Annotated in this window: 17 protein-coding genes, 1 pseudogene and 2 riboswitches; of the genes and pseudogenes, 13 read left to right on the top strand and 5 right to left on the bottom strand. The window is 27.9% G+C overall.

The features are described 5' to 3' along the window. The first annotated feature begins 281 nt into the window (after positions 1-281). On the top strand, positions 282-1,487 hold the full coding sequence (locus tag Tmeso_RS07740) for a SpoIIE family protein phosphatase (RefSeq protein WP_099189888.1): 1,206 nt from the start codon (positions 282-284) through the stop codon (positions 1,485-1,487). Between the two features lie 14 nt (positions 1,488-1,501). Here Tmeso_RS07740 and rocF read toward each other — a convergent pair whose 3' ends face one another. After that, the gene (gene rocF, locus Tmeso_RS07735; RefSeq protein WP_099189886.1) at positions 1,502-2,404 is read right to left on the bottom strand and encodes an arginase; all 903 of its coding nucleotides are present in this window, start codon (positions 2,402-2,404) and stop codon (positions 1,502-1,504) included. Positions 2,405-2,561: 157 nt separating this feature from the next. Here rocF and larB point away from each other — a divergent pair, with 157 nt between their 5' ends. The 6 genes and pseudogenes from larB to Tmeso_RS07705 all read left to right on the top strand — a co-directional run bounded on the left by larB (position 2,562) and on the right by Tmeso_RS07705 (position 10,679). Then, positions 2,562-3,311 carry a nickel pincer cofactor biosynthesis protein LarB gene (larB, locus tag Tmeso_RS07730; protein ID WP_099189884.1) on the top strand — a complete coding sequence of 250 codons (750 nt, stop codon included), beginning with the start codon at positions 2,562-2,564 and terminating at the stop codon, positions 3,309-3,311. 20 nt (positions 3,312-3,331) lie between these two features. Continuing rightward, positions 3,332-4,530 (top strand): annotated as a pseudogene (gene larC, locus Tmeso_RS16820) (nickel pincer cofactor biosynthesis protein LarC). 95 nt (positions 4,531-4,625) lie between these two features. Next, positions 4,626-4,727, top strand: a riboswitch (purine riboswitch). 362 nt (positions 4,728-5,089) lie between these two features. Then, entirely contained in the window at positions 5,090-6,556 is a 1,467-nt protein-coding gene (gene guaB, locus Tmeso_RS07720) for an IMP dehydrogenase (protein ID WP_099189882.1), read from the top strand. Position 6,557: 1 nt separating this feature from the next. Next, the gene (gene guaA / locus Tmeso_RS07715) at positions 6,558-8,093 is read left to right on the top strand and encodes a glutamine-hydrolyzing GMP synthase (protein WP_099189879.1); all 1,536 of its coding nucleotides are present in this window, start codon (positions 6,558-6,560) and stop codon (positions 8,091-8,093) included. A 177-nt stretch (positions 8,094-8,270) separates the two neighbouring features. After that, complete coding sequence (locus tag Tmeso_RS07710) at positions 8,271-9,215, top strand: sensor histidine kinase (RefSeq protein WP_099189877.1); 945 nt, start codon at positions 8,271-8,273, stop codon at positions 9,213-9,215. A 183-nt stretch (positions 9,216-9,398) separates the two neighbouring features. Continuing rightward, positions 9,399-10,679: a sensor histidine kinase gene (locus Tmeso_RS07705; protein ID WP_099189875.1), complete on the top strand. Its 1,281-nt coding sequence runs from the start codon at positions 9,399-9,401 to the stop codon at positions 10,677-10,679. Between the two features lie 17 nt (positions 10,680-10,696). Here Tmeso_RS07705 and Tmeso_RS16405 read toward each other — a convergent pair whose 3' ends face one another. From Tmeso_RS16405 to Tmeso_RS07695, 4 genes are all read right to left on the bottom strand, one after another. Next, entirely contained in the window at positions 10,697-10,843 is a 147-nt protein-coding gene (locus tag Tmeso_RS16405) for a hypothetical protein (RefSeq protein ID WP_187296269.1), read from the bottom strand. Beyond that, on the bottom strand, positions 10,827-11,429 hold the full coding sequence (locus tag Tmeso_RS07700) for an accessory gene regulator B family protein (protein ID WP_099189873.1): 603 nt from the start codon (positions 11,427-11,429) through the stop codon (positions 10,827-10,829). The genes Tmeso_RS16405 and Tmeso_RS07700 overlap by 17 nt, the downstream gene beginning before the upstream one ends. 157 nt (positions 11,430-11,586) lie before the next feature. After that, a complete protein-coding gene (locus Tmeso_RS16400; RefSeq protein ID WP_187296268.1) occupies positions 11,587-11,730 on the bottom strand; it encodes a hypothetical protein in 144 nt (47 codons plus the stop codon). A gap of 795 nt (positions 11,731-12,525) precedes the next feature. Continuing rightward, positions 12,526-12,744 carry a hypothetical protein gene (locus tag Tmeso_RS07695; protein ID WP_099189871.1) on the bottom strand — a complete coding sequence of 73 codons (219 nt, stop codon included), beginning with the start codon at positions 12,742-12,744 and terminating at the stop codon, positions 12,526-12,528. A gap of 463 nt (positions 12,745-13,207) precedes the next feature. Between Tmeso_RS07695 and Tmeso_RS07690 the strand changes: the two genes are divergently transcribed. From Tmeso_RS07690 to purF, 6 genes are all read left to right on the top strand, one after another. Next, positions 13,208-13,588: a hypothetical protein gene (locus Tmeso_RS07690; RefSeq protein ID WP_099189869.1), complete on the top strand. Its 381-nt coding sequence runs from the start codon at positions 13,208-13,210 to the stop codon at positions 13,586-13,588. 239 nt (positions 13,589-13,827) lie between these two features. Further along, the gene (locus Tmeso_RS07685; RefSeq protein WP_099189867.1) at positions 13,828-14,598 is read left to right on the top strand and encodes a LytR/AlgR family response regulator transcription factor; all 771 of its coding nucleotides are present in this window, start codon (positions 13,828-13,830) and stop codon (positions 14,596-14,598) included. Positions 14,599-14,684: 86 nt separating this feature from the next. After that, positions 14,685-14,786, top strand: a riboswitch (purine riboswitch). Between the two features lie 82 nt (positions 14,787-14,868). After that, positions 14,869-16,218, top strand: a complete 1,350-nt coding sequence (locus Tmeso_RS07680) for an NCS2 family permease (protein ID WP_278281396.1) — start codon at positions 14,869-14,871, stop codon at positions 16,216-16,218. Positions 16,219-16,484: 266 nt separating this feature from the next. Further along, positions 16,485-16,961, top strand: a complete 477-nt coding sequence (gene purE, locus Tmeso_RS07675; protein WP_099189865.1) for a 5-(carboxyamino)imidazole ribonucleotide mutase — start codon at positions 16,485-16,487, stop codon at positions 16,959-16,961. A 29-nt stretch (positions 16,962-16,990) separates the two neighbouring features. Next, complete coding sequence (purC, locus tag Tmeso_RS07670; RefSeq protein ID WP_099189863.1) at positions 16,991-17,689, top strand: phosphoribosylaminoimidazolesuccinocarboxamide synthase; 699 nt, start codon at positions 16,991-16,993, stop codon at positions 17,687-17,689. 38 nt (positions 17,690-17,727) lie between these two features. Continuing rightward, complete coding sequence (gene purF / locus Tmeso_RS07665) at positions 17,728-19,086, top strand: amidophosphoribosyltransferase (protein WP_099189861.1); 1,359 nt, start codon at positions 17,728-17,730, stop codon at positions 19,084-19,086. The last annotated feature ends 1 nt before the right edge of the window (position 19,087 follow it).

Genomic DNA, 19,087 nt, shown 5'->3' with positions numbered 1-19,087 from the left:
TTATTAAAATACCGCTATTTAATCAATATTTTTATGAAACTATAGACTGTGTCTTATTAAATATCCTAAAAGTTCTTTAACTCGCTTTGCTCAAACACAAGAACTTTCTTAACGGATATTTAAACAACACAATCTAAGTTTCATTGAAAAATATTAATCAAAAATAGCTAACATTTTAATAACCTTCATTTTTAAGTTTAGTTCTTAAAAATTTAAATAGATTTTAGAATAAAGATTTTTTTTATGTTAAAATAAGCTATGATAATTATTAGGGGGTAAATATGAAATTATCCATAAGTCAGTTGAAAGAGTCTAACACTTTTTTAAATAATTTATTTGAGAATATAACATCTGCTATATTTTTAGTGGATAAAAACGTAAGAATACAAGAGTTTAACGATACATTTAGGGTTTTGTTTAATAAACATGATAGTGAAATATTAAATGGGCTATGTGGTAATGTTATAGGATGCTTTTATGCAGTTGAAGAAGGTAAGGAATGTGGAAATACTTCAAACTGTGGTAAGTGCTGTGTAAGAACAGCTATAACGAAGGCTTTCCAAGATAAAGAGAATACCTTAAAGCAAGTTATGAATAGAAATTTTTATATTAAAGATAACTCTATCGAAAAACATCTTCAGTTTACAACAAAGCATATGACATATAATGATGAGGATATGGTACTTGTAATATTAGATGATATAACTGAGATTGAAAATAGAAAATTAGAGCTTGAAAGAAATAATAAAATTATACAAAATTATAATGATAAGATAAAAAAGGAATTGTCTATTGCTAGAAATGTTCAACAAAGCCTTATACCAGATAAAACACCTATATATAATGGGGTAAAGTTAACCGCTGTGTACAAACCTTTATATGAGGTTGGAGGTGATTTATACGACTTTATAAATATAGATGAGAATAATGTGGGTATATTCATAAGTGATATATCTGGGCATGGAATAGCTGCTGCTATGATAACTACAATGGTAAAGGCCATAATTGAAACTAGTAAAGATTTGTTGTATACACCTGATAAATTGATGGAAAATATAAACAAAAAGATACTAAATGTTGCAGAAAATATGTACTTAACAGCTTTTTATGGAGTTTATAACAATAAGACTAGAGAATTTACATATATAAGGTGTTCTCATCCATATCCTCTGATTATAAGGGAGAATAAGTACATAGAGATTAAAGAAAGTAAGGGAATGATGCTAGGTGTATTTGATAGATTAGAATTTGAATCCCATAAAATTAAATTAAGACAAGGGGATAAAGTTTTATTTTATACAGATGGTCTTATGGAAACTAAAAATAATTGTGGGCGTGAATTTAATGATAGGGTTTTTGAAATAATAAATAGTGGATTAGGTAGAAATATAAATGAGATTATAGATGATATAAATGAAGAATTGGTATTATTTAAAGAAAATCAAGAGTATGAAGATGATATATGTATATTAGGGATGCAAATATAGCATCCCTAATTATTCTAATACTTTAAGTTTTCAAACATAAAGTCTATTAAGTCTATAGCTAGATTTAAAGTTTTGTTTTCCTTATCTAAATTAGGATTGAATTCTACGAAATCTATAGATTTAACTAACTTAGATTCCAGTATTTCTTTTAGTATAGTCTTAGTTTCCTCAATATTAAATCCACTGTCTACTGGAGTGCCTGTACCTGGAACGAATTTAGAATCTATAAAGTCCATATCAAAGCTTAAATGAACTTTATCTATATTATTTTGCCTTAGAGTGCTTATGATAGAAGATACTATTTCTTTAAGGCCTTTTGATTTCATATATTCAGGTGAATAAGCATTAAGATTATTTTGTTTTATAAGGTTTATTTCGCCTTCGTCTAAATCTCTAGCTCCTAATATAAATACATTTTGAGGCTTTACTTTTTGACCTTTGAAATATAGGTTAGTAAGTTTTTCGTGACCAAATCCCATGCAAGCTCCAAGTGGCATTCCGTGAGTATTTCCACTTTTAGATGTTTCGTGAGTATTAATATCTCCATGTGCATCCATCCATATAACTGCGAATTTATCATCGTGCTTGCTAACACCGGATATGCTACCAAGACCTAAAGAATGGTCTCCACCAAGCATAAAAGGAAAACTATTTGAATTAAGTGAAGAATATACCATATGAGCTAGGTTGGTATTTACATCAACAATAGAGTCAAGATATTTCATATTGCTGTTTGATTTGAATTTGTTCTCATCTGTTTCTTTTTTTACATAAAGATTGCCTAAATCATAAACTGTATAACCATGCTTACTTATGATATGTTTTATGGCGTTGTTTCTCAATAAATCTGGAGCGGTTTCAGGTCCTTTTCTATCGCATCCATAGAACAAAGGAATTCCTATTAAATTTACATTCATCTAAAAAACCTCCTAAATATGTTAAAATATTTGCAAAAAGTGTGTTAAAATTATATTATACTATAATTATTGCATATTTTTGACAAAAAGGAAAATGGTGAAAAAAATAAAATATTCAATAAAATTTGAAATTTAAGTTTAAGGCAGAGGTGAAAAAATGGATATTAACAATTTGAAAAATTTACTTTTAGATATAAAAGAAGGAAATGTAGATGTAGATACAGCATTAGAAGATTTAAAAACATTGCCTTTTGAAGATTTGGGTTATGCTAAGGTTGATCATCACAGAAGTATTAGAAATGGATACCCTGAGGTTATATATTGCGAAGGAAAGACTGATGAACATATAATAGGTATAGTAGAAAAAATGTATGAAAAGAAATCTAATATACTTGGAACTAGAGCGAAAAAAGAAACTTATGAAAAATTGAAAGAAATATATCCAAACTGTGAATATGAGGAATTAGGTAGAATTATAAAAATTCAGAATAAGCCTATAGAAAATATAGGAAAGGGAACAATAGTAGTAGTTACAGGAGGGACATCTGATATACCTGTAGCTGATGAAGCTTATCATACAGCAAAGTTCCTAGGAAATGATGTTGAAAGACTATATGATGTTGGAGTAGCTGGAATTCACAGGCTTTTAAACAACAGGGATGTATTAATGAATGCTAGGGTTATAATTGCAGTAGCTGGAATGGAAGGAGCTCTTCCTAGTGTTATAGGAGGTTTAGTAGATGTTCCTGTAATAGCAGTTCCCACATCTGTAGGGTATGGTGCTAATTTCAATGGATTATCGGCACTTCTTACTATGTTAAATAGTTGTGCTTCTGGAATATCTGTTGTAAATATAGATAATGGATTTGGAGCTGGATATCTTTCTAGTATGATAAATAAATTATAACTTTTAAAGGAGAAGACAAAATGGAAAAAATACTTTACTTTGATTGTATATGTGGTGTTTCGGGAGATATGACTCTTGGTGCACTTTTGGATTTAGGGCTTGATAAAGATAAATTTTTAACTGAAATTAATAAACTTAATATGAATGATGAGTTTGAGGTTGTTATAAAAAATAAACAAGAAAATGGCATAAATGGTACTAAGGTTTGTGTAAATATAAAAGAACACACACATGAGCATCACCATGATGGACATCACCACCATCACAGACACTTAAATGATATATATAAGATAATAGATGATGCTGATATTAGCGACAACGCTAAAGAAATAGCTAAAAATATATTTATGCAAGTAGCTACGGCTGAGGCAAAAGTTCATGCTAGTACAATTGATAAGGTTCATTTTCATGAGGTTGGTGCAACTGATTCTATAGTTGATATAGTTGGATCAGCTATACTTATAGATATGATAGACGTAGATAAAATTTATTGTTCATCAGTTCCGCTTGGAAGTGGGTTTGTAAAATGTGATCATGGAGTAATACCAGTTCCTGCACCAGCTACAGTTGAGATATTGAAGAAAGCTAAGGTTAAGATGAATTCTGTAAAAGGAGAGACAACTACTCCAACAGGAGCAGCAATAGTTAAAACTTTGAGTAATGAGTTTTTAGATGATATAGAATTTGAAATAGATTCTATAGGGTATGGTATGGGACATAAAAAGTTTGAGATACCTAATATGTTAAGAGTTATACTTGGCCAAAAAAAAAAGAGAGCATAGTTTATGAAATAAATGCTAATATAGATGATATGAACTCAGAGATATACTCTTACTTGTATGAAGAAATATTTAATATAGGAGCTCTTGATGTATATACTCAAAGTATATATATGAAAAAGAACAGACCTGCAGTTAAATTATGTGTATTATGCGAAAAGGACAATTTAAATAAAATAATAGAATATATATTAAAAGAGACTACAACTTTTGGTATTAGGTTTAATGAATTTAAGAGAGTGGTCTTAGATAGAAAATTTGTAAAAATAAAAACAACCTATGGTAATATATCTATAAAACTTGCATATTATAAAGGTAAAATAGTAAAATATACACCTGAATATGAAGAATGCAAAATTATAGCTCAAAAATACAATATCCCATTAAAAGATGTGTATGATAATATAAAATATGAAGTGAAAAAGTATTTAACTATATAATGATAGAAATTATCAAACGACAGAAAATTTGGAAAATGCTGATGTATACTAAAACTTATTGACAATAAAAAAGATATTTGATAAATTATATAGCATAAGTTAAAACAAGATTCACTCATATATACTCAGTGATATGGACTGAGAGTATCTACCGGGGGACCTTAAAACTCCTGACTATGCGTGAGATTATTTATAGGCTATTTATTTATATAAAAGTGAGTTTGTAGGCTGAGAGTATCCCTATTAGTTTGCTTATTAAATAAATATAGATATACAAGGACCTATATAATAATTTCGCTCTATAGAAATTATTATATAAGTCCTTGTTTTTTTATATTAATTTATTATAAAAAATGATATTGTGGGTAACTTAGATTAAGAAACCATAATTTTAATTATTTTTGAGCAACGGGGTCTGTAAGACGCGTTGATGGAATGAGTCAATGCATAGCATTAGACGAATTTTTTTTACCTAAAATCGTATAAAAAAGCTTCGAATAAGAGACGTGTTAGTTCTCTTATTTTTTTAAAATATACTATTAATGGAGGAGGATTTAAAATGAGTAAAATTGTAAAAGAAGGGTTAACTTTTGATGATGTATTATTAATTCCTCAAAAATCGGATGTACTACCAAGTGATGTAGATTTATCGACATATCTTACTAAAAAAATAAAACTAAATATACCTTTAATGAGTGCGGGGATGGATACAGTAACTGAATCTAAGATGGCTATAGCCATGGCAAGAGAAGGCGGAATAGGAATAATCCATAAAAACATGACAATTAAAGAACAAGCTTTAGAGGTTGATAAGGTTAAAAGAAGTGAACATGGATTAATAGTGGATCCTTTTTATTTAAGTAAAGAGCATACTATAAAAGATGCAGATGAATTAATGGGAAGATACAAAATATCAGGTGTTCCAATAGTGGATGATGATAATAAATTAATTGGAATAATAACTAATAGAGATATAAGATTTGAAGAAAATTTTTCTAATAAAATAGAAAATGTTATGACTAAAAAAGAAGATTTAATAATTGCAAAAGAAGGAACTTCTCTTGAAGAAGCTCAGAACATACTAAGAAAAAATAAAATAGAAAAACTTCCTATAATAGATGAAGAGGGTTACTTAAAAGGACTTATAACTATAAAAGATATAGAGAGAAAAGTTAAATATCCTAACTCAGCTAAAGATTCAGGTGGAAGACTACTATGTGGAGCAGCTATAGGAATAACACATGATATGATGGAGAGAGTAGATGCTTTAGTACAAGCTAAGGTTGATGTTGTAACTCTAGATACAGCTCATGGACATTCAAAAGGAGTTATAGAAGGAGTTAAAAAGATAAAATCAAAATATCCAGATCTTCAAGTTATAGCTGGAAATGTAGCAACTTATGAAGCTACAGAAGAATTAATACAAGCTGGAGCAGATTGTGTAAAAGTAGGAATAGGTCCAGGATCAATATGTACAACAAGAGTAGTAGCTGGAATAGGAGTTCCCCAAGTAACAGCTATAATGGACTGTTATGAGGCTGCTAAAAAATATAATGTTCCAATAATAGCAGACGGAGGAATAAAATACTCTGGTGATGTAGTTAAGGCTATTGCTGCTGGAGGATCTGTTGTAATGATGGGATCTATGTTTGCTGGAACAGAACAAAGTCCTGGAGAAAATATAATATACAAAGGAAGATCTTTTAAGGCATATAGAGGAATGGGATCTATAGGAGCTATGGAAAAAGGATCTAAAGATAGATACTTCCAAACAGGGTCTAGAAAATTAGTACCTGAAGGCATTGAAGGAATGGTAGCATATAAGGGAAATGTTGAAGATATACTATTCCAATTAGCAGGAGGAATAAGATCTGGTATGGGATATTGTGGAGCACCAACTATAGATAAATTAATGGAAAATGGCAAATTTACAAAGATAACAGGAGCTGGTCTTAAGGAAAGCCATCCTCATGATGTAACAATAACTAAAGAAGCACCAAATTATAGTGCACAAGGAGAGAATTAATATGGAAAAGGAATTAGTATTAATAGTTGACTTTGGAGGTCAATATAATCAACTTATAGCTAGAAGAGTTAGAGATTGTAATGTATATTGCGAGATAGTTCCATATACTTACTCTATAGACAAAATAAAAGAAAAAAATCCTAAAGGTATAATATTTACAGGAGGACCTTCTAGTGTATATGCAGAAGGAGCACCTAGAATATCTAAAGAAATATTCGATATGAATATACCTATACTTGGAATATGCTATGGAGCTCAAATTATGTCATACACTCTAGGCGGTAACGTTAAAAGAGGAGATAAAAGAGAGTACGGAAAAACAGAAATAAACTATAAAGAGAGCTTAATATTTGAAGGTGTAGACTCTAAAAATATAACTTGGATGAGTCATACAGACTTAATAGATAAAACACCAGAAAATTTTGAAATAATTGCTCACACAAACGATTGTCCTGTAGCTGCAATACAAAATGAAGCTAAAAAATTATATGGAGTACAGTTCCATCCAGAAGTTGAACACTCTATACAGGGGAATGAAATAATAAAAAATTTCTTATTCAAAGTATGTAATTTAAGTGGTAGTTGGACTATGGATTCTTTTGTAGATCAAAAGATAAAAGAGATAAAAGAAAAGGTAGGAAATAAAAAAGTACTTTGTGCTTTGAGCGGAGGCGTAGATAGCTCAGTTGCTGCAGTTTTAGTTCATAAGGCAATAGGAGATAACCTTACTTGCATATTTGTAGATCACGGACTTTTAAGAAAGAACGAGGGAGATCAAGTAGAGCAGATATTTAGAAAAGAATTTAAGATGAACTTAATAAGAGTTAATGTACAAGAAAGATTCTTAAACAAATTATCAGGAGTATCTGAACCAGAGGCTAAGAGAAAAATAATTGGAGAAGAATTTATAAGAGTATTTGAAGAAGAGTCTAACAAATTAGGGAAAATAGACTTTTTAGTTCAAGGAACTATATATCCTGATGTTATAGAAAGTGGAGCTGGAGAAAGTGGAGCATCTACTATAAAATCTCACCATAATGTAGGTGGAATACCTGAAGATATAGAGTTTGAAATAATAGAACCGTTAAGAGAATTATTTAAGGATGAAGTTAGAAGATTAGGACTTGAGCTTGAAATACCTGAATATTTAATATTTAGACATCCTTTCCCTGGTCCAGGACTTGGAATAAGAGTTATAGGGGAAGTTACTAAAGAAAAGCTTGATATATTAAGAGAAGCTGATGATATATATATGCAAGAACTTAAAAATAATGATTTATACGATAAGATATGGCAAGCATTTGCAACATTACCAGATGTTAAGACTGTAGGAGTTATGGGAGATGAGAGAACTTATGCTCATTTAGTAGGATTAAGAGCTGTTACGTCTTCTGATGGAATGACATCTGACTGGTACAAGATGCCTTATGATGCACTTGAAAAAATATCAAACAGAATAGTTAATGAAGTTGATGGAGTTAATAGAGTTGTTTATGATATTACATCTAAACCTCCAGGAACTATTGAGTGGGAATAAATAGATAGCCAATGGCTATCTATTTTTTTATGTAAGCAAAAATATATAATTTTATTTTAAAATTTCTTTGAAAAATATATATTTATACAAAATTCGCTAAAAAGATTTACGTATAATTTAAAAGATAATATAATATATATTAATATGCTACTAATAACAATTAATTAGGAGGGCTAAATGTATGGTGTTTATTTATTTATTTTAACTTTTTTATGTACATATTCAATTTGGTTTACATTTAAATACTTGGGAAACTATAGACATTATAATAAATCCTGTAATATTAATAATAATGAAATGGATAAAATATTTTCGATATACATTGTATTTTTAATAATGGTATTTACAGTAATAATATATTACTATGAAAAAATAGATAAAAATCTAAATAAGTTTATAATGTTTTCTATATTGTTATTTATATGTTGTGTACTTTTAAGTTATTTTATATATTTAATAGTAGATAAGCTATACAAGGAAAAAAGCCAAAAGAAGGATATTCAGTTATATGCTAACATGATAGAGGAATCTCTTGAGAATATGAGAGTTTTTAAGCATGACTATAGAAATATCTTAATGTGTATAAGTGGTTATATAGCTAGCAAGAATATAGAAGGATTAGAAAAATACTTTTATGAAAATCTAGTTAATGACAAATATATAAACAACAATATTCATGGAATTATAAATATAAAGAATATACCTCTGAAAGGATTAATAAATGTAAAAGCATCAAAAGCTAGTTCTTTAGGGATTGATTTTAATTTAAATATAGAAAATTATATAGAAGACTTTATTATAAAAGAAGTTGATATATGTAAGATATTCGGTATACTAATAGATAATGCAATAGAGGCTAGTGAAGAATCTAAGGATAAGATAATAAATATTAATATGAATGAGAATAATAAAAGTATAATAATAGAAATTTCAAATTCCTATAATTTGAAACCAGATTTAAATAATATATATATAAAAGGGTACTCCACAAAAGGTAGAGACAGAGGACTGGGACTTGATATAATTAAGAAAATGAAAGATAACAAGTATAGGAATCTGAGTATTAACACATATATAAAAGAAGATTTATTTAATCAAAAAATAATTATAGATAAAAAATAGCGATGGCAGGATGCATCGCTATTTTTTATTGATATATAAATTAAAATTTAAAGATAACTATTTAATTACAAAATATACAAAAATATTGTCGGATGGTGTAAAATATAAAAAGAAGATAAATTTAGATATATTACAAATAAATAACAAAATGTAGTATATTACAAAATTGTGAAGGACTGATAAATGGAAATGATTACTTTATGTGATTTTATAATGACTAGTTTATTTACCTATTGTTTTATTTATGTATTTAAAAAAATAAATGGGGACATAGAAACTAATTTGAGATTAGAAATGAAATACGTATTATTAATATCATTAGTAGATTTTATTATGAATATGATAGCTGTTAAGCCTATAAAGTTGGGAGTATACTATATACTTTTAGAGGTAGCTATATATTATATAATAAGAAAAAAGAAAGACAATTTTTTCTTGTCATATATTTTAACATTTTGGGTATTTCAAATAGCAGATATATGTGTAGGTCTTTTTTTGTATAAGAGTAATATAATACCAAAAGTTTTAAGTGAAAATATATACTTTAATATAATAGGATCGATGATATTAGTAATGGCTGTATCTATATTACTATGCAATATATTATTGAAATTTAGAGAAATAAATAAACGCTTAGTTGTAGAAGAGGAAAAATTCCTTTGGATTTACGTAAATATTTTCATATTGGTTTATATGACTTATATATACATGTATAGCGGAGCAGAAAGTATGCAAAATATAATAACCGTTACATTTGTACTACTATTTTTTCTTTTTATGAGTTATCTAATATTCATGGTAATAAACAAATTGGACATTGAAAAAAATGAAAAAAAGTATATTCAGATATATAATAATATCATAGAAGAATCTTTAGATAGTATGAGAGAATATAAGCATGATCAGAATAATATACTGTTATCAATGAGTGGATTCTTAGTAAAGGATGATATAGAAGGATTAAAGAAGTATTTTTATGAAGATATATGTAAAAATCAAAAGATAAACAATAAGAAGCTATATGGTCTAAATAAGATAAAGAATAGTCCTATAAAGGGTTTGATGAATTTTAAAGTTTCAAAGGCTATCTCGAATAAAATAAATTTAGAAATAGATATAAGCAATGATATTAGTGAATTTTATGTAAATGATATAGATATGTGTAAGATATTTGGAATACTACTTGATAATGCAATAGAGGCAAGTATTGAATCAGATAAAAAAGTATTAAATATTGGTATGTCGAATAAAGAATCTAGAACATATATAACTATATCAAATTCATTTAAAAATGAACCTGATATTAATAAAATATTTGATAAAGGATATTCGACTAAGGGAGAAAATAGAGGATTAGGTCTTAATACTGTAAAAAAATTATCACAAACTAAGTATCCTAATATGTATGTGAATACAAATATAGAATATGATTTATTCAAAATAGAACTTATATTAAAAAAATAGAACAACTTGACGTTGTTCTATTTTTTTAATAGAGATTTTGGAGCTGTAGGCTCTTCAAGGAACCCTCTGCTACAACAAAATCCTATAGACGTAGTTGCAAGGAAAAAAGCAGAACTAAATACAAGTGTACATAACATAGTTTTTAACTTATTTGAAATCTTCATAATTTTTATACCTCCTGTTAAATATTTTATATGTAATAGGGTGTATAGCTATACACTCTACTAACAAAACAAATAAAAATATATTAGATACAGTTTGATTAGTACAAATTAAAGATATACAAATATATATAATTCCTATTAAGATAGAGAAATTTTTTTTAGTTTTTCTAGTTAATGGATTTAAAAGTGGTCTTTGTTCTGTATCGGCTGGAGCGTATTTATATATTATATATAGAATTGATATGTATACAAATATTTTAATTCTTATAGGGATGAATAATAACTTTGATATATAAACTACACTAAAAAATGCTATACAACTATAAAAAAGACATAACTTTCCGTTTTTCATATGTATTCCATGAGCCTTACTTCTTATAAACCCGAATAATATATAAGTTAAAATGCTGTATTTAAATATACCTAAAAGATAAGCAAACTCTAAAAATATAGGAAGCTTATAAAGCTCCATAAAGAAAAGGTTCATACCATATTTAGCAATTTCTAAATCGTCTTCAGATTTATTTTTGATATAAGGCTTTATTGAATCTAATATAGTATCGGTTGTTTTGTAAATAAAACTCATATTTAACACCTTCTTCTGTATATAACAAATTATAACATAAAAATACAGAAAATTCAAATAATGCTATGTTATACAGGATCAAAAAAAGTAAAGATATCAACATACCTATCTATCCCCAAAAACACGGGTTAAATGATTTAAAAAACATAATATAAATTTATTCTCTTTTCGAATCTATTATTTTGGAAACTTTATCCCATCTATCTTTAAAATCTCCAAAAACAAGAGCCAAAATTATGGCAATAGGTATATATATAATAAATGCAATTAGTTTTAATAAGTTTTTAAACAAATATTTCATTTTTAACCTCCTGTTTATCTATGCTTTTTATTTTTAAAAATATTATTATAAAATATAAACTCAGAAAAGGTAATAGATTGAGATTCTAATAAAAGAATAAAATTAATAATTATCATAGGAATACAAATGAGTAGCCAAAAGGGTAGTGCGAAAATATAAAATAGAATATCTAAAAGTTTGATATTGCTTCTCCTAATTATCACATAATCATCTCCTAAAGCAAATATAATAATAAGTAAAACATTTTTAATATAAAAAAACAATAGATATGCACTAAAGTGTAGATTTTATGACGTGAAATGTAAAAATGAATATGTGCTTAAATAAAACTAAGACTTATTAAAATATCGTGAATGTATTAAATATTTATAATAGAACTAAGCATTACGCCTTATTGAATATCCTAAAAGTTCTAAACTCCCTATGGTCAGACAACGAACTTTCTTAACGGATATTCAAACGGTGTAATACAAGTCCTATACATAAATATTTAAATAATTCACTAACATTTCAATAAGCCTTAGTTTTATATGTAGTTTTAAACTGTAATTGGAGAATTTTTAGATGAATATATAAATAGCTATGGAAAATTCCACAGCTATTTAAGGTAAATAAAGACTTAGCTAAGGTTTTATTTTTATTTATGATTTTAAGCTACTTTTTAAAAAAATGGTTATGAACTGCTTTAAATATAAACATAGAAAAGAATTTTCTAAAGACTTAAAGTTATTATATATTGCTTCAATAGAATAAAATCTAATGACTCTAGAAATTAAGGGTTTATTTGAAAATTTATTAAGATTGATTTTTATAAGATATAAAAGCTAAAATGTCTATAAGTGTTATTATAATTGATCCTAATATACCAATAGAATCTATTATTATCCAAAAATGATTGTTATCTTTTATATTAGAATGAAGACTAGAAAATAATAGTAATGATATGCTACATTCAGCAATAATTCTGATAAATAACTCCCATTTTGCTGTTGTAGGTTTATTTTTATTAGACATTATGACTAATCCTTAAGTATACTTAAGGATTTTGTGATGATTAAAAGACTATTAAAACATGATAAAATTTTAAAAACAATAAAAATGAACTAAATTGTATATATTTAGGCATGAAATACAAAGATAAATAGGTTTTTTGAGTGAAACTAAGACTTATTAAAATACCGTGAATGCATTAAATATTTATAATAGAACTAAGCATTACACCTTATTGAATATCCTAAAAGTTCTAAACTCCCTATGGTCAGACAACGAACTTTCTTAACAGATATTCAAACGGTGTAATATAAGTCCTATATATAAATATTTAAATAATTCACTAACATTTCAATAAGCCTTAGCTTTAAGTATGTTTTCAATTGTAAGTTGGAGAATCTTTAGATAAATAGATGTGGAAGCTTCCACAGCTATTTATGGTAAATAAAAACTTAGCTAAAGTATTATTTTTACTTATAGTTTTAAGTTGTTTTCTTCATTAATTTTTTATAATGAATTAGATTGTTTATTTTTAATTAACATTTTAATACCTAATGATGAGAGTAATATACTAATTAAAGATAATGATAGAATCATATCTTTTCCAAAATTGACTTCTGAAGATGTTAAGGAGAATACAACTGGAATAAAATATACTATACCAAATATAATTAGAACAATACTTACTATAAATTTATTAGAACTTAATAATTTAAAGCTAAGGAATATACTAATTATGCCAGAGATAATTAGTATTATAAATGTTGATAAATTATTAATATTAAATTTAATTGGATTAAATAAAGATGAACTTATAAAATGTAAATGCGGGATTCAGTTATTTTGTAGAAGGAAGCTTAGAAAATAAACCCTTATATGGATATAAAGGTGATATGAAACGAGTTAAAGTTGGTATGACAGCAGATGTACAAATCGTGACTAAAAGAAAAAAGATTATACATTATTTATTAGAAAAATTAGATTTAAGAAATTAATAATAAAATTATTATGGAAATATTTATAGAAATATAAGGTTGTTTTAAGATATATTGTATAGAATATACATTTGATATATTTACGCGATTGTATTAGAAAGGGATATTCTATATGAATATAATAATATGTGAAGATAATCAAATTATTGCTGAAGGAATAGCTGACACTATAAATAAATTAAATTCAACCGATAAGTACAACTTTGAGATAGATATGATTAAAGATTCTGATGAAGGCGTTATTGAGTATGTAAGAAATAATAATGATAAAGAGTATATATACATATTGGATATAGGCCTTAGAAATAATAGAAATGGAATAGAGTTGGCAAGAGAGATTAGAAGATACGATGATAAGGGTGAGATTATATTCATAACTGGGTATAGTCATATGATGGGAATGCTTTTTAAATATAGAGTTAGAGCAATTGATTTCATAGATAAAGGGTCTATTGATGTTTATGATAGATTGAGCGAAACTTTAAAGAACATATATGATAGAAATAATATGCATAATTTAGAAGAGAGTATGATTCTTAAAAATGGATTTAATGAATATATAATTAAACTTTCAGATATCATAAATATAGAGACTGTTGGAAAAAATAGAAAAATAATAATATACACAAAAGATGGAATATATGAATTTGCTAAAACTCTTAAAGATATAGAAGTTCATCTCGATGATAGATTTTTTAGATCACATAGATCTTGTATTTTAAATAAAGACTATGTAAAAAGGATAAATACTAAATTATGTGATTTATATGTTCTTATGGAAAATGGACAGAAAAGTCTTTTGTCTAGAAACAAGATAAGAGAGTTGAAATATGAATTACATTTAGATGAAGAAAGCTGCTGTTCTCAGCAATGTTCGTTATGATACGTACGTTTGTATAATGTAATAAAAAAATATATGAAAAAGTATTGACTATTAACGAACAATAATTTATTATTAGATTATAAGATAACTAAATAACCGAATTTTCTTATATAATCTCCGTAATATGGTCGGAGAGTTTCTACGGGATAGCCTTAAACATTCCAGCTATAAGAAAAGCTTTATATTTAAATTTTAGCTAGTTTAAAGCTTTTCTTGTATAATTTTGAGAATTGTTTGAGCTAGCTTTGTTTAATTTAAGGAGGGATATAAATGCAATTAGCACAAAAAAAAGTTGAGTCTACTGAGCAGCCAAAAGGGATGCTAGAAAAAATATTTAAGCTTTCAGAAAATGGGACTACTGTTAAAAAAGAAGTTCTTGCAGGTATTACTACGTTTATGACAATGGCATATATATTAGTAGTAAATCCAATGATACTTGGTGATGCAGGGATGGATAAAGGTGCAGTATTCATGGCAACAGCACTTGCATCTGTAATAGCAACTTTTGTTATGGCATTTTTAGCTAACTATCCAATGGTACTTGCACCTGGTATGGGTCTTAATGCGTTCTTTGCATATGGAGTTGTTTTAGGAATGGGATATTCATGGCAATTTGCTTTAGCTGCCGTGTTTATAGAGGGTATCATATTTATAATATTAACTTTTTTTAATGTTCGTGAAAAAATAATAAATGCAATTCCTCAAACTTTAAAAAATGCTGTTACAGCTGGTATTGGATTATTTATAGCTTTTATAGGACTTGTAGGAGTTGGATTCATAGAAGCTGGAGGAGCAATATTAACACTTGGAAATCTTAAAAATCCATTAGCATTACTTGCAATATTTGGTATTATACTTACTTCAGTGTTACTTAGTAAAAATGTTAAGGGAGCTTTTTTAATAGGAATGATAGGTACATCAGTAATAGGAATGATTACTGGAATAGTAGCTGCACCTAAGCAGTTTATAGATGCACCACCGTCTTTATCTCCAATATTTATGGCTTTTAGGCATATACCATCATCTGAAATATTTAGTATGGATATGGTAGTAGTAGTATTTACATTCTTATTCGTTGATTTATTTGATACTATAGGATGCTTAGTCGGTCTTGCTAGTAAGGCTGATATGCTAGATGAAAATGAAAATCTCCCAAGAGCAAAACAAGCATTATTTGCAGATGCAATAGGAACAACAGCGGGAGCTATGCTTGGAACTTCTACAGTTACAGTATTTGTTGAGAGTGCATCTGGAATAGCTGAAGGTGGAAGAACGGGACTTACAGCTTTTACAGCAGGGATGTTATTCTTAGTATCAACTTTATTTGCACCTATATTCACATCAATACCATCACAAGCAACAGCACCAGTGCTAATACTTGTAGGAGTTATGATGGCATCATCACTTCTTAAAATAGATTTTAATGATTTTACAGAAGCAATACCAGCATTCTTAACAGTTATAATGATGCCTCTTGCATATAGTATAGCTGAAGGATTGGTGTTTGGAATAGTTTCATACACAGCAATAAAGCTTTTAACTGGTAAAAAACACGAGATACAACCTACTTTATATGTTCTATCATTACTGTTCATATTAAAGTACGGGTTAGCTGGTTAAATTAAATAATAGCCCTAATATATAGAAATTTCTATATAGGGCTATTTTTATACTCAAAATTAGGTATAAAATTCCAATAGGTGTATAATATTGGGTGGGAAACTGTAATAGCAACTATTTTGAGAAACGGAGTCTGTAGGACTCGTTGGCGACATGAGCTATGCGTTAGCAGAAAGCGAATTTTTATACCCTTTTTAGGATTAAAATGAACTTTATAGGATAAAATGGAAAATATAAGATGATATAAAATATATAGGAGGTGCCTTATGAAGGTAGCTATAATAATGGGATCAAAGTCTGATTACCCTAAGTTAGAAGAAGGAATAAATTTATTAAAGAGATTTGGTATAGAAGTTGAAAAAAGAGTATTATCAGCGCACAGAACACCTAATGAACTTATGAAATTTATGAACAATATAGAAGATGTAGATGTAATGATAGCAGCTGCTGGAAAGGCTGCACACTTAGCTGGAGTTGTTGCATCTCATACATTAAAACCTGTAATAGGAATTCCGATTAAGTCTTCAACTTTAGATGGAATGGATTCTTTGCTTTCTATGGTTCAAATGCCAAAGGGAATTCCAGTTGCAACTGTAACTATAGATTCTTCTTTAAATGCATCATTGCTTGCTACTCAGATAATGAGTTTGAAATATGAAAATCTTAAAACTGAGCTTGAAAAATATAGAAAAGAAATGGCTGAAAAAGTACTAGAAGACGATGAAATTGTAAAAGGTTTATAATATAAATACTATATGGGGAGGTAAAAGATATGGAAATGCTTTATGAAGGAAAGGCTAAGAAAATTTTCAAAACTGATAATTCTGGTGAATATTTAGTTTATTACAAGGATGATGCTACAGCATTTAATGGAGTTAAAAAGGATGAAATAGGAGAAAAGGGAATTATAAATAACAAGATATCTTCTTATGTATTTGAACTTTTAGAAAGTAACGATATAAAGACTCACTATGTAAAAAGAATTTCTGACAGAGAGATGATTGTTAAATCTGTAGAGATAGTTCCTCTTGAAGTAATAGTTAGAAATGTATCTGCCGGATCTATGTGTAAAAGATTTGGAGTAGAGGAAGGCATAGAATTTGAATCTCCTGTATTTGAATTTTCATATAAGAATGATGATTTAGGAGATCCTTTAATTAACGATTATCATGCGATAGCTTTAAAAATTGCTACAAAAGAAGAAATGGACTATATAAGAAATCAAGCTTTTAAGATAAATGAATTATTAAAGAAATTTTTTGAAAAACTTAATTTAAAATTAATAGATTTTAAATTAGAATTTGGAAAAACTCAAGATAATCAGATAATACTTGCTGATGAAGTTTCTCCTGATACTTGTAGATTATGGGATGTTAATACTAATGAAAAGATGGATAAAGATAGATTTAGAAGAGATTTGGGAAATGTTATAGATGCTTATAAAGAGGTTCTTAATAGAATCGAGTTGTAGAACATTTTCAACCTAGGTTAAGGGAGGGGGAAACAAATATGTGCGGAATTATAGGTATTAGCTCAAATAAAGACATATCTAAGGAACTCTATTATGGGCTTTATTCCCTGCAACATAGAGGACAAGAGAGTTGTGGAATAGCTGTTTTAGATGAAGATAATAATATAAATTATCATAGAGGTATGGGTCTTGTATCGGACGTTTTAAAAGAGCGAGAGATTGGTAATTTAAATGGACATGTAGGTATAGGTCATGTTAGATATTCAACTGCTGGAGGAAGCCATGTATCCAATTGTCAACCGTTGGCTGGCGTTTGTAGAAGAAGGAAGTTATCTATAGCTCACAATGGAAATTTAATAAACCATGATTATTTAAGACAAACTCTTGAAGAAGAAGGATTCATGTTTCAAACATCTATAGATTCTGAGGTTATATTATATATATTGTCTAGATATTATAAAGGGAACATTATAGATAGTGTAAAAATCACTATGGATTATATAAAAGGAGCATATTCATTAGTAATACTTAGCGAAGAAGGACTTGTAGCTGTTAGAGACCCTTATGGATTTAGGCCTTTAATTCTTGGAAAAAAAGGTGATGAATATATAGTTTCATCAGAAAGTTCTTCTATAGATATACTTGGAGGAGAAATTATAAGAGACATAGAACCTGGGGAGATAGTTCTTATAAATAATGGAGAAGTTAAATCTTATAATTATAAAGATAATTACAAGGAAAAGCAGAAGACTTGTATATTTGAACACGTATATTTTGCTAGGAATGATGCGGTAATAGATGGAGTTAATGCATATGAATTTAGAGTGAAATCAGGTGAAATACTTGCAAAAGAAGATGATATAAAAGCAGATATAGTAATACCTGTTCCTGATTCAGGAATACCAGGAGCACTAGGTTATTCTAAGGAAAGTAAGATACCTTTAAAAGAAGGATTAGTTAAAAACAGATATGTTGGGAGAACATTTATAAAGCCTACTCAAAGTGAAAGAGAAATAGGAGTTAAATTAAAGCTTAATCCTCTGACTTCTGTAGTTAAAGGAAAATCTATAATATTAATTGATGACTCTATAGTTAGAGGTACAACATCAAAGATACTTATAGACTCACTTAAAAAAGCTGGGGTTAAAGAAGTTCATCTTAGAATAACATCTCCTCCAGTTAAATATTCTTGCTATTTTGGAATAGATACACCGAGAAGAAGTCAATTAATAGCATCTAAGAATTCTGTAGAAGATATAAGAAAAGAGATAGGAGCGGATTCTTTAAAATTTTTATCTACAGATGCACTTATTAAAGCTGCGGATTGCAGTAACATATTCTGTATGGCTTGCTTTGATGGGAAATATCCAATAAAGCCTATGGTTGAGGAGGATTAGT

Origin of the sequence: Tepidibacter mesophilus (genome assembly GCF_002724055.1) — a bacterium.
Lineage (GTDB): Bacteria > Bacillota > Clostridia > Peptostreptococcales > Peptostreptococcaceae > Tepidibacter_A > Tepidibacter_A mesophilus.
This window is presented reverse-complemented; position numbering and strand designations above follow the sequence as displayed.

Bases quoted from the DNA above. Each gene is read 5' to 3' on its own strand.
- guaA (WP_099189879.1), top strand. From the start codon at position 6,558: ATGGAAAAGGAATTAGTATTAATAGTTGACTTTGGAGGTCAATATAAT.
- larB (WP_099189884.1), top strand. From the start codon at position 2,562: ATGGATATTAACAATTTGAAAAATTTACTTTTAGATATAAAAGAAGGA.
- rocF (WP_099189886.1), bottom strand. From the start codon at position 2,404: ATGAATGTAAATTTAATAGGAATTCCTTTGTTCTATGGATGCGATAGA.
- Tmeso_RS07680 (WP_278281396.1), top strand. From the start codon at position 14,869: ATGCAATTAGCACAAAAAAAAGTTGAGTCTACTGAGCAGCCAAAAGGG.
- Tmeso_RS07740 (WP_099189888.1), top strand. From the start codon at position 282: ATGAAATTATCCATAAGTCAGTTGAAAGAGTCTAACACTTTTTTAAAT.
- Tmeso_RS07705 (WP_099189875.1), top strand. From the start codon at position 9,399: ATGGAAATGATTACTTTATGTGATTTTATAATGACTAGTTTATTTACC.
- purC (WP_099189863.1), top strand. From the start codon at position 16,991: ATGGAAATGCTTTATGAAGGAAAGGCTAAGAAAATTTTCAAAACTGAT.
- Tmeso_RS07695 (WP_099189871.1), bottom strand. From the start codon at position 12,744: ATGTCTAATAAAAATAAACCTACAACAGCAAAATGGGAGTTATTTATC.
- Tmeso_RS07710 (WP_099189877.1), top strand. From the start codon at position 8,271: ATGTATGGTGTTTATTTATTTATTTTAACTTTTTTATGTACATATTCA.
- Tmeso_RS07700 (WP_099189873.1), bottom strand. From the start codon at position 11,429: ATGAGTTTTATTTACAAAACAACCGATACTATATTAGATTCAATAAAG.
- purF (WP_099189861.1), top strand. From the start codon at position 17,728: ATGTGCGGAATTATAGGTATTAGCTCAAATAAAGACATATCTAAGGAA.
- Tmeso_RS16400 (WP_187296268.1), bottom strand. From the start codon at position 11,730: ATGAAATATTTGTTTAAAAACTTATTAAAACTAATTGCATTTATTATA.
- Tmeso_RS16405 (WP_187296269.1), bottom strand. From the start codon at position 10,843: ATGAAGATTTCAAATAAGTTAAAAACTATGTTATGTACACTTGTATTT.
- purE (WP_099189865.1), top strand. From the start codon at position 16,485: ATGAAGGTAGCTATAATAATGGGATCAAAGTCTGATTACCCTAAGTTA.
- guaB (WP_099189882.1), top strand. From the start codon at position 5,090: ATGAGTAAAATTGTAAAAGAAGGGTTAACTTTTGATGATGTATTATTA.
- Tmeso_RS07685 (WP_099189867.1), top strand. From the start codon at position 13,828: ATGAATATAATAATATGTGAAGATAATCAAATTATTGCTGAAGGAATA.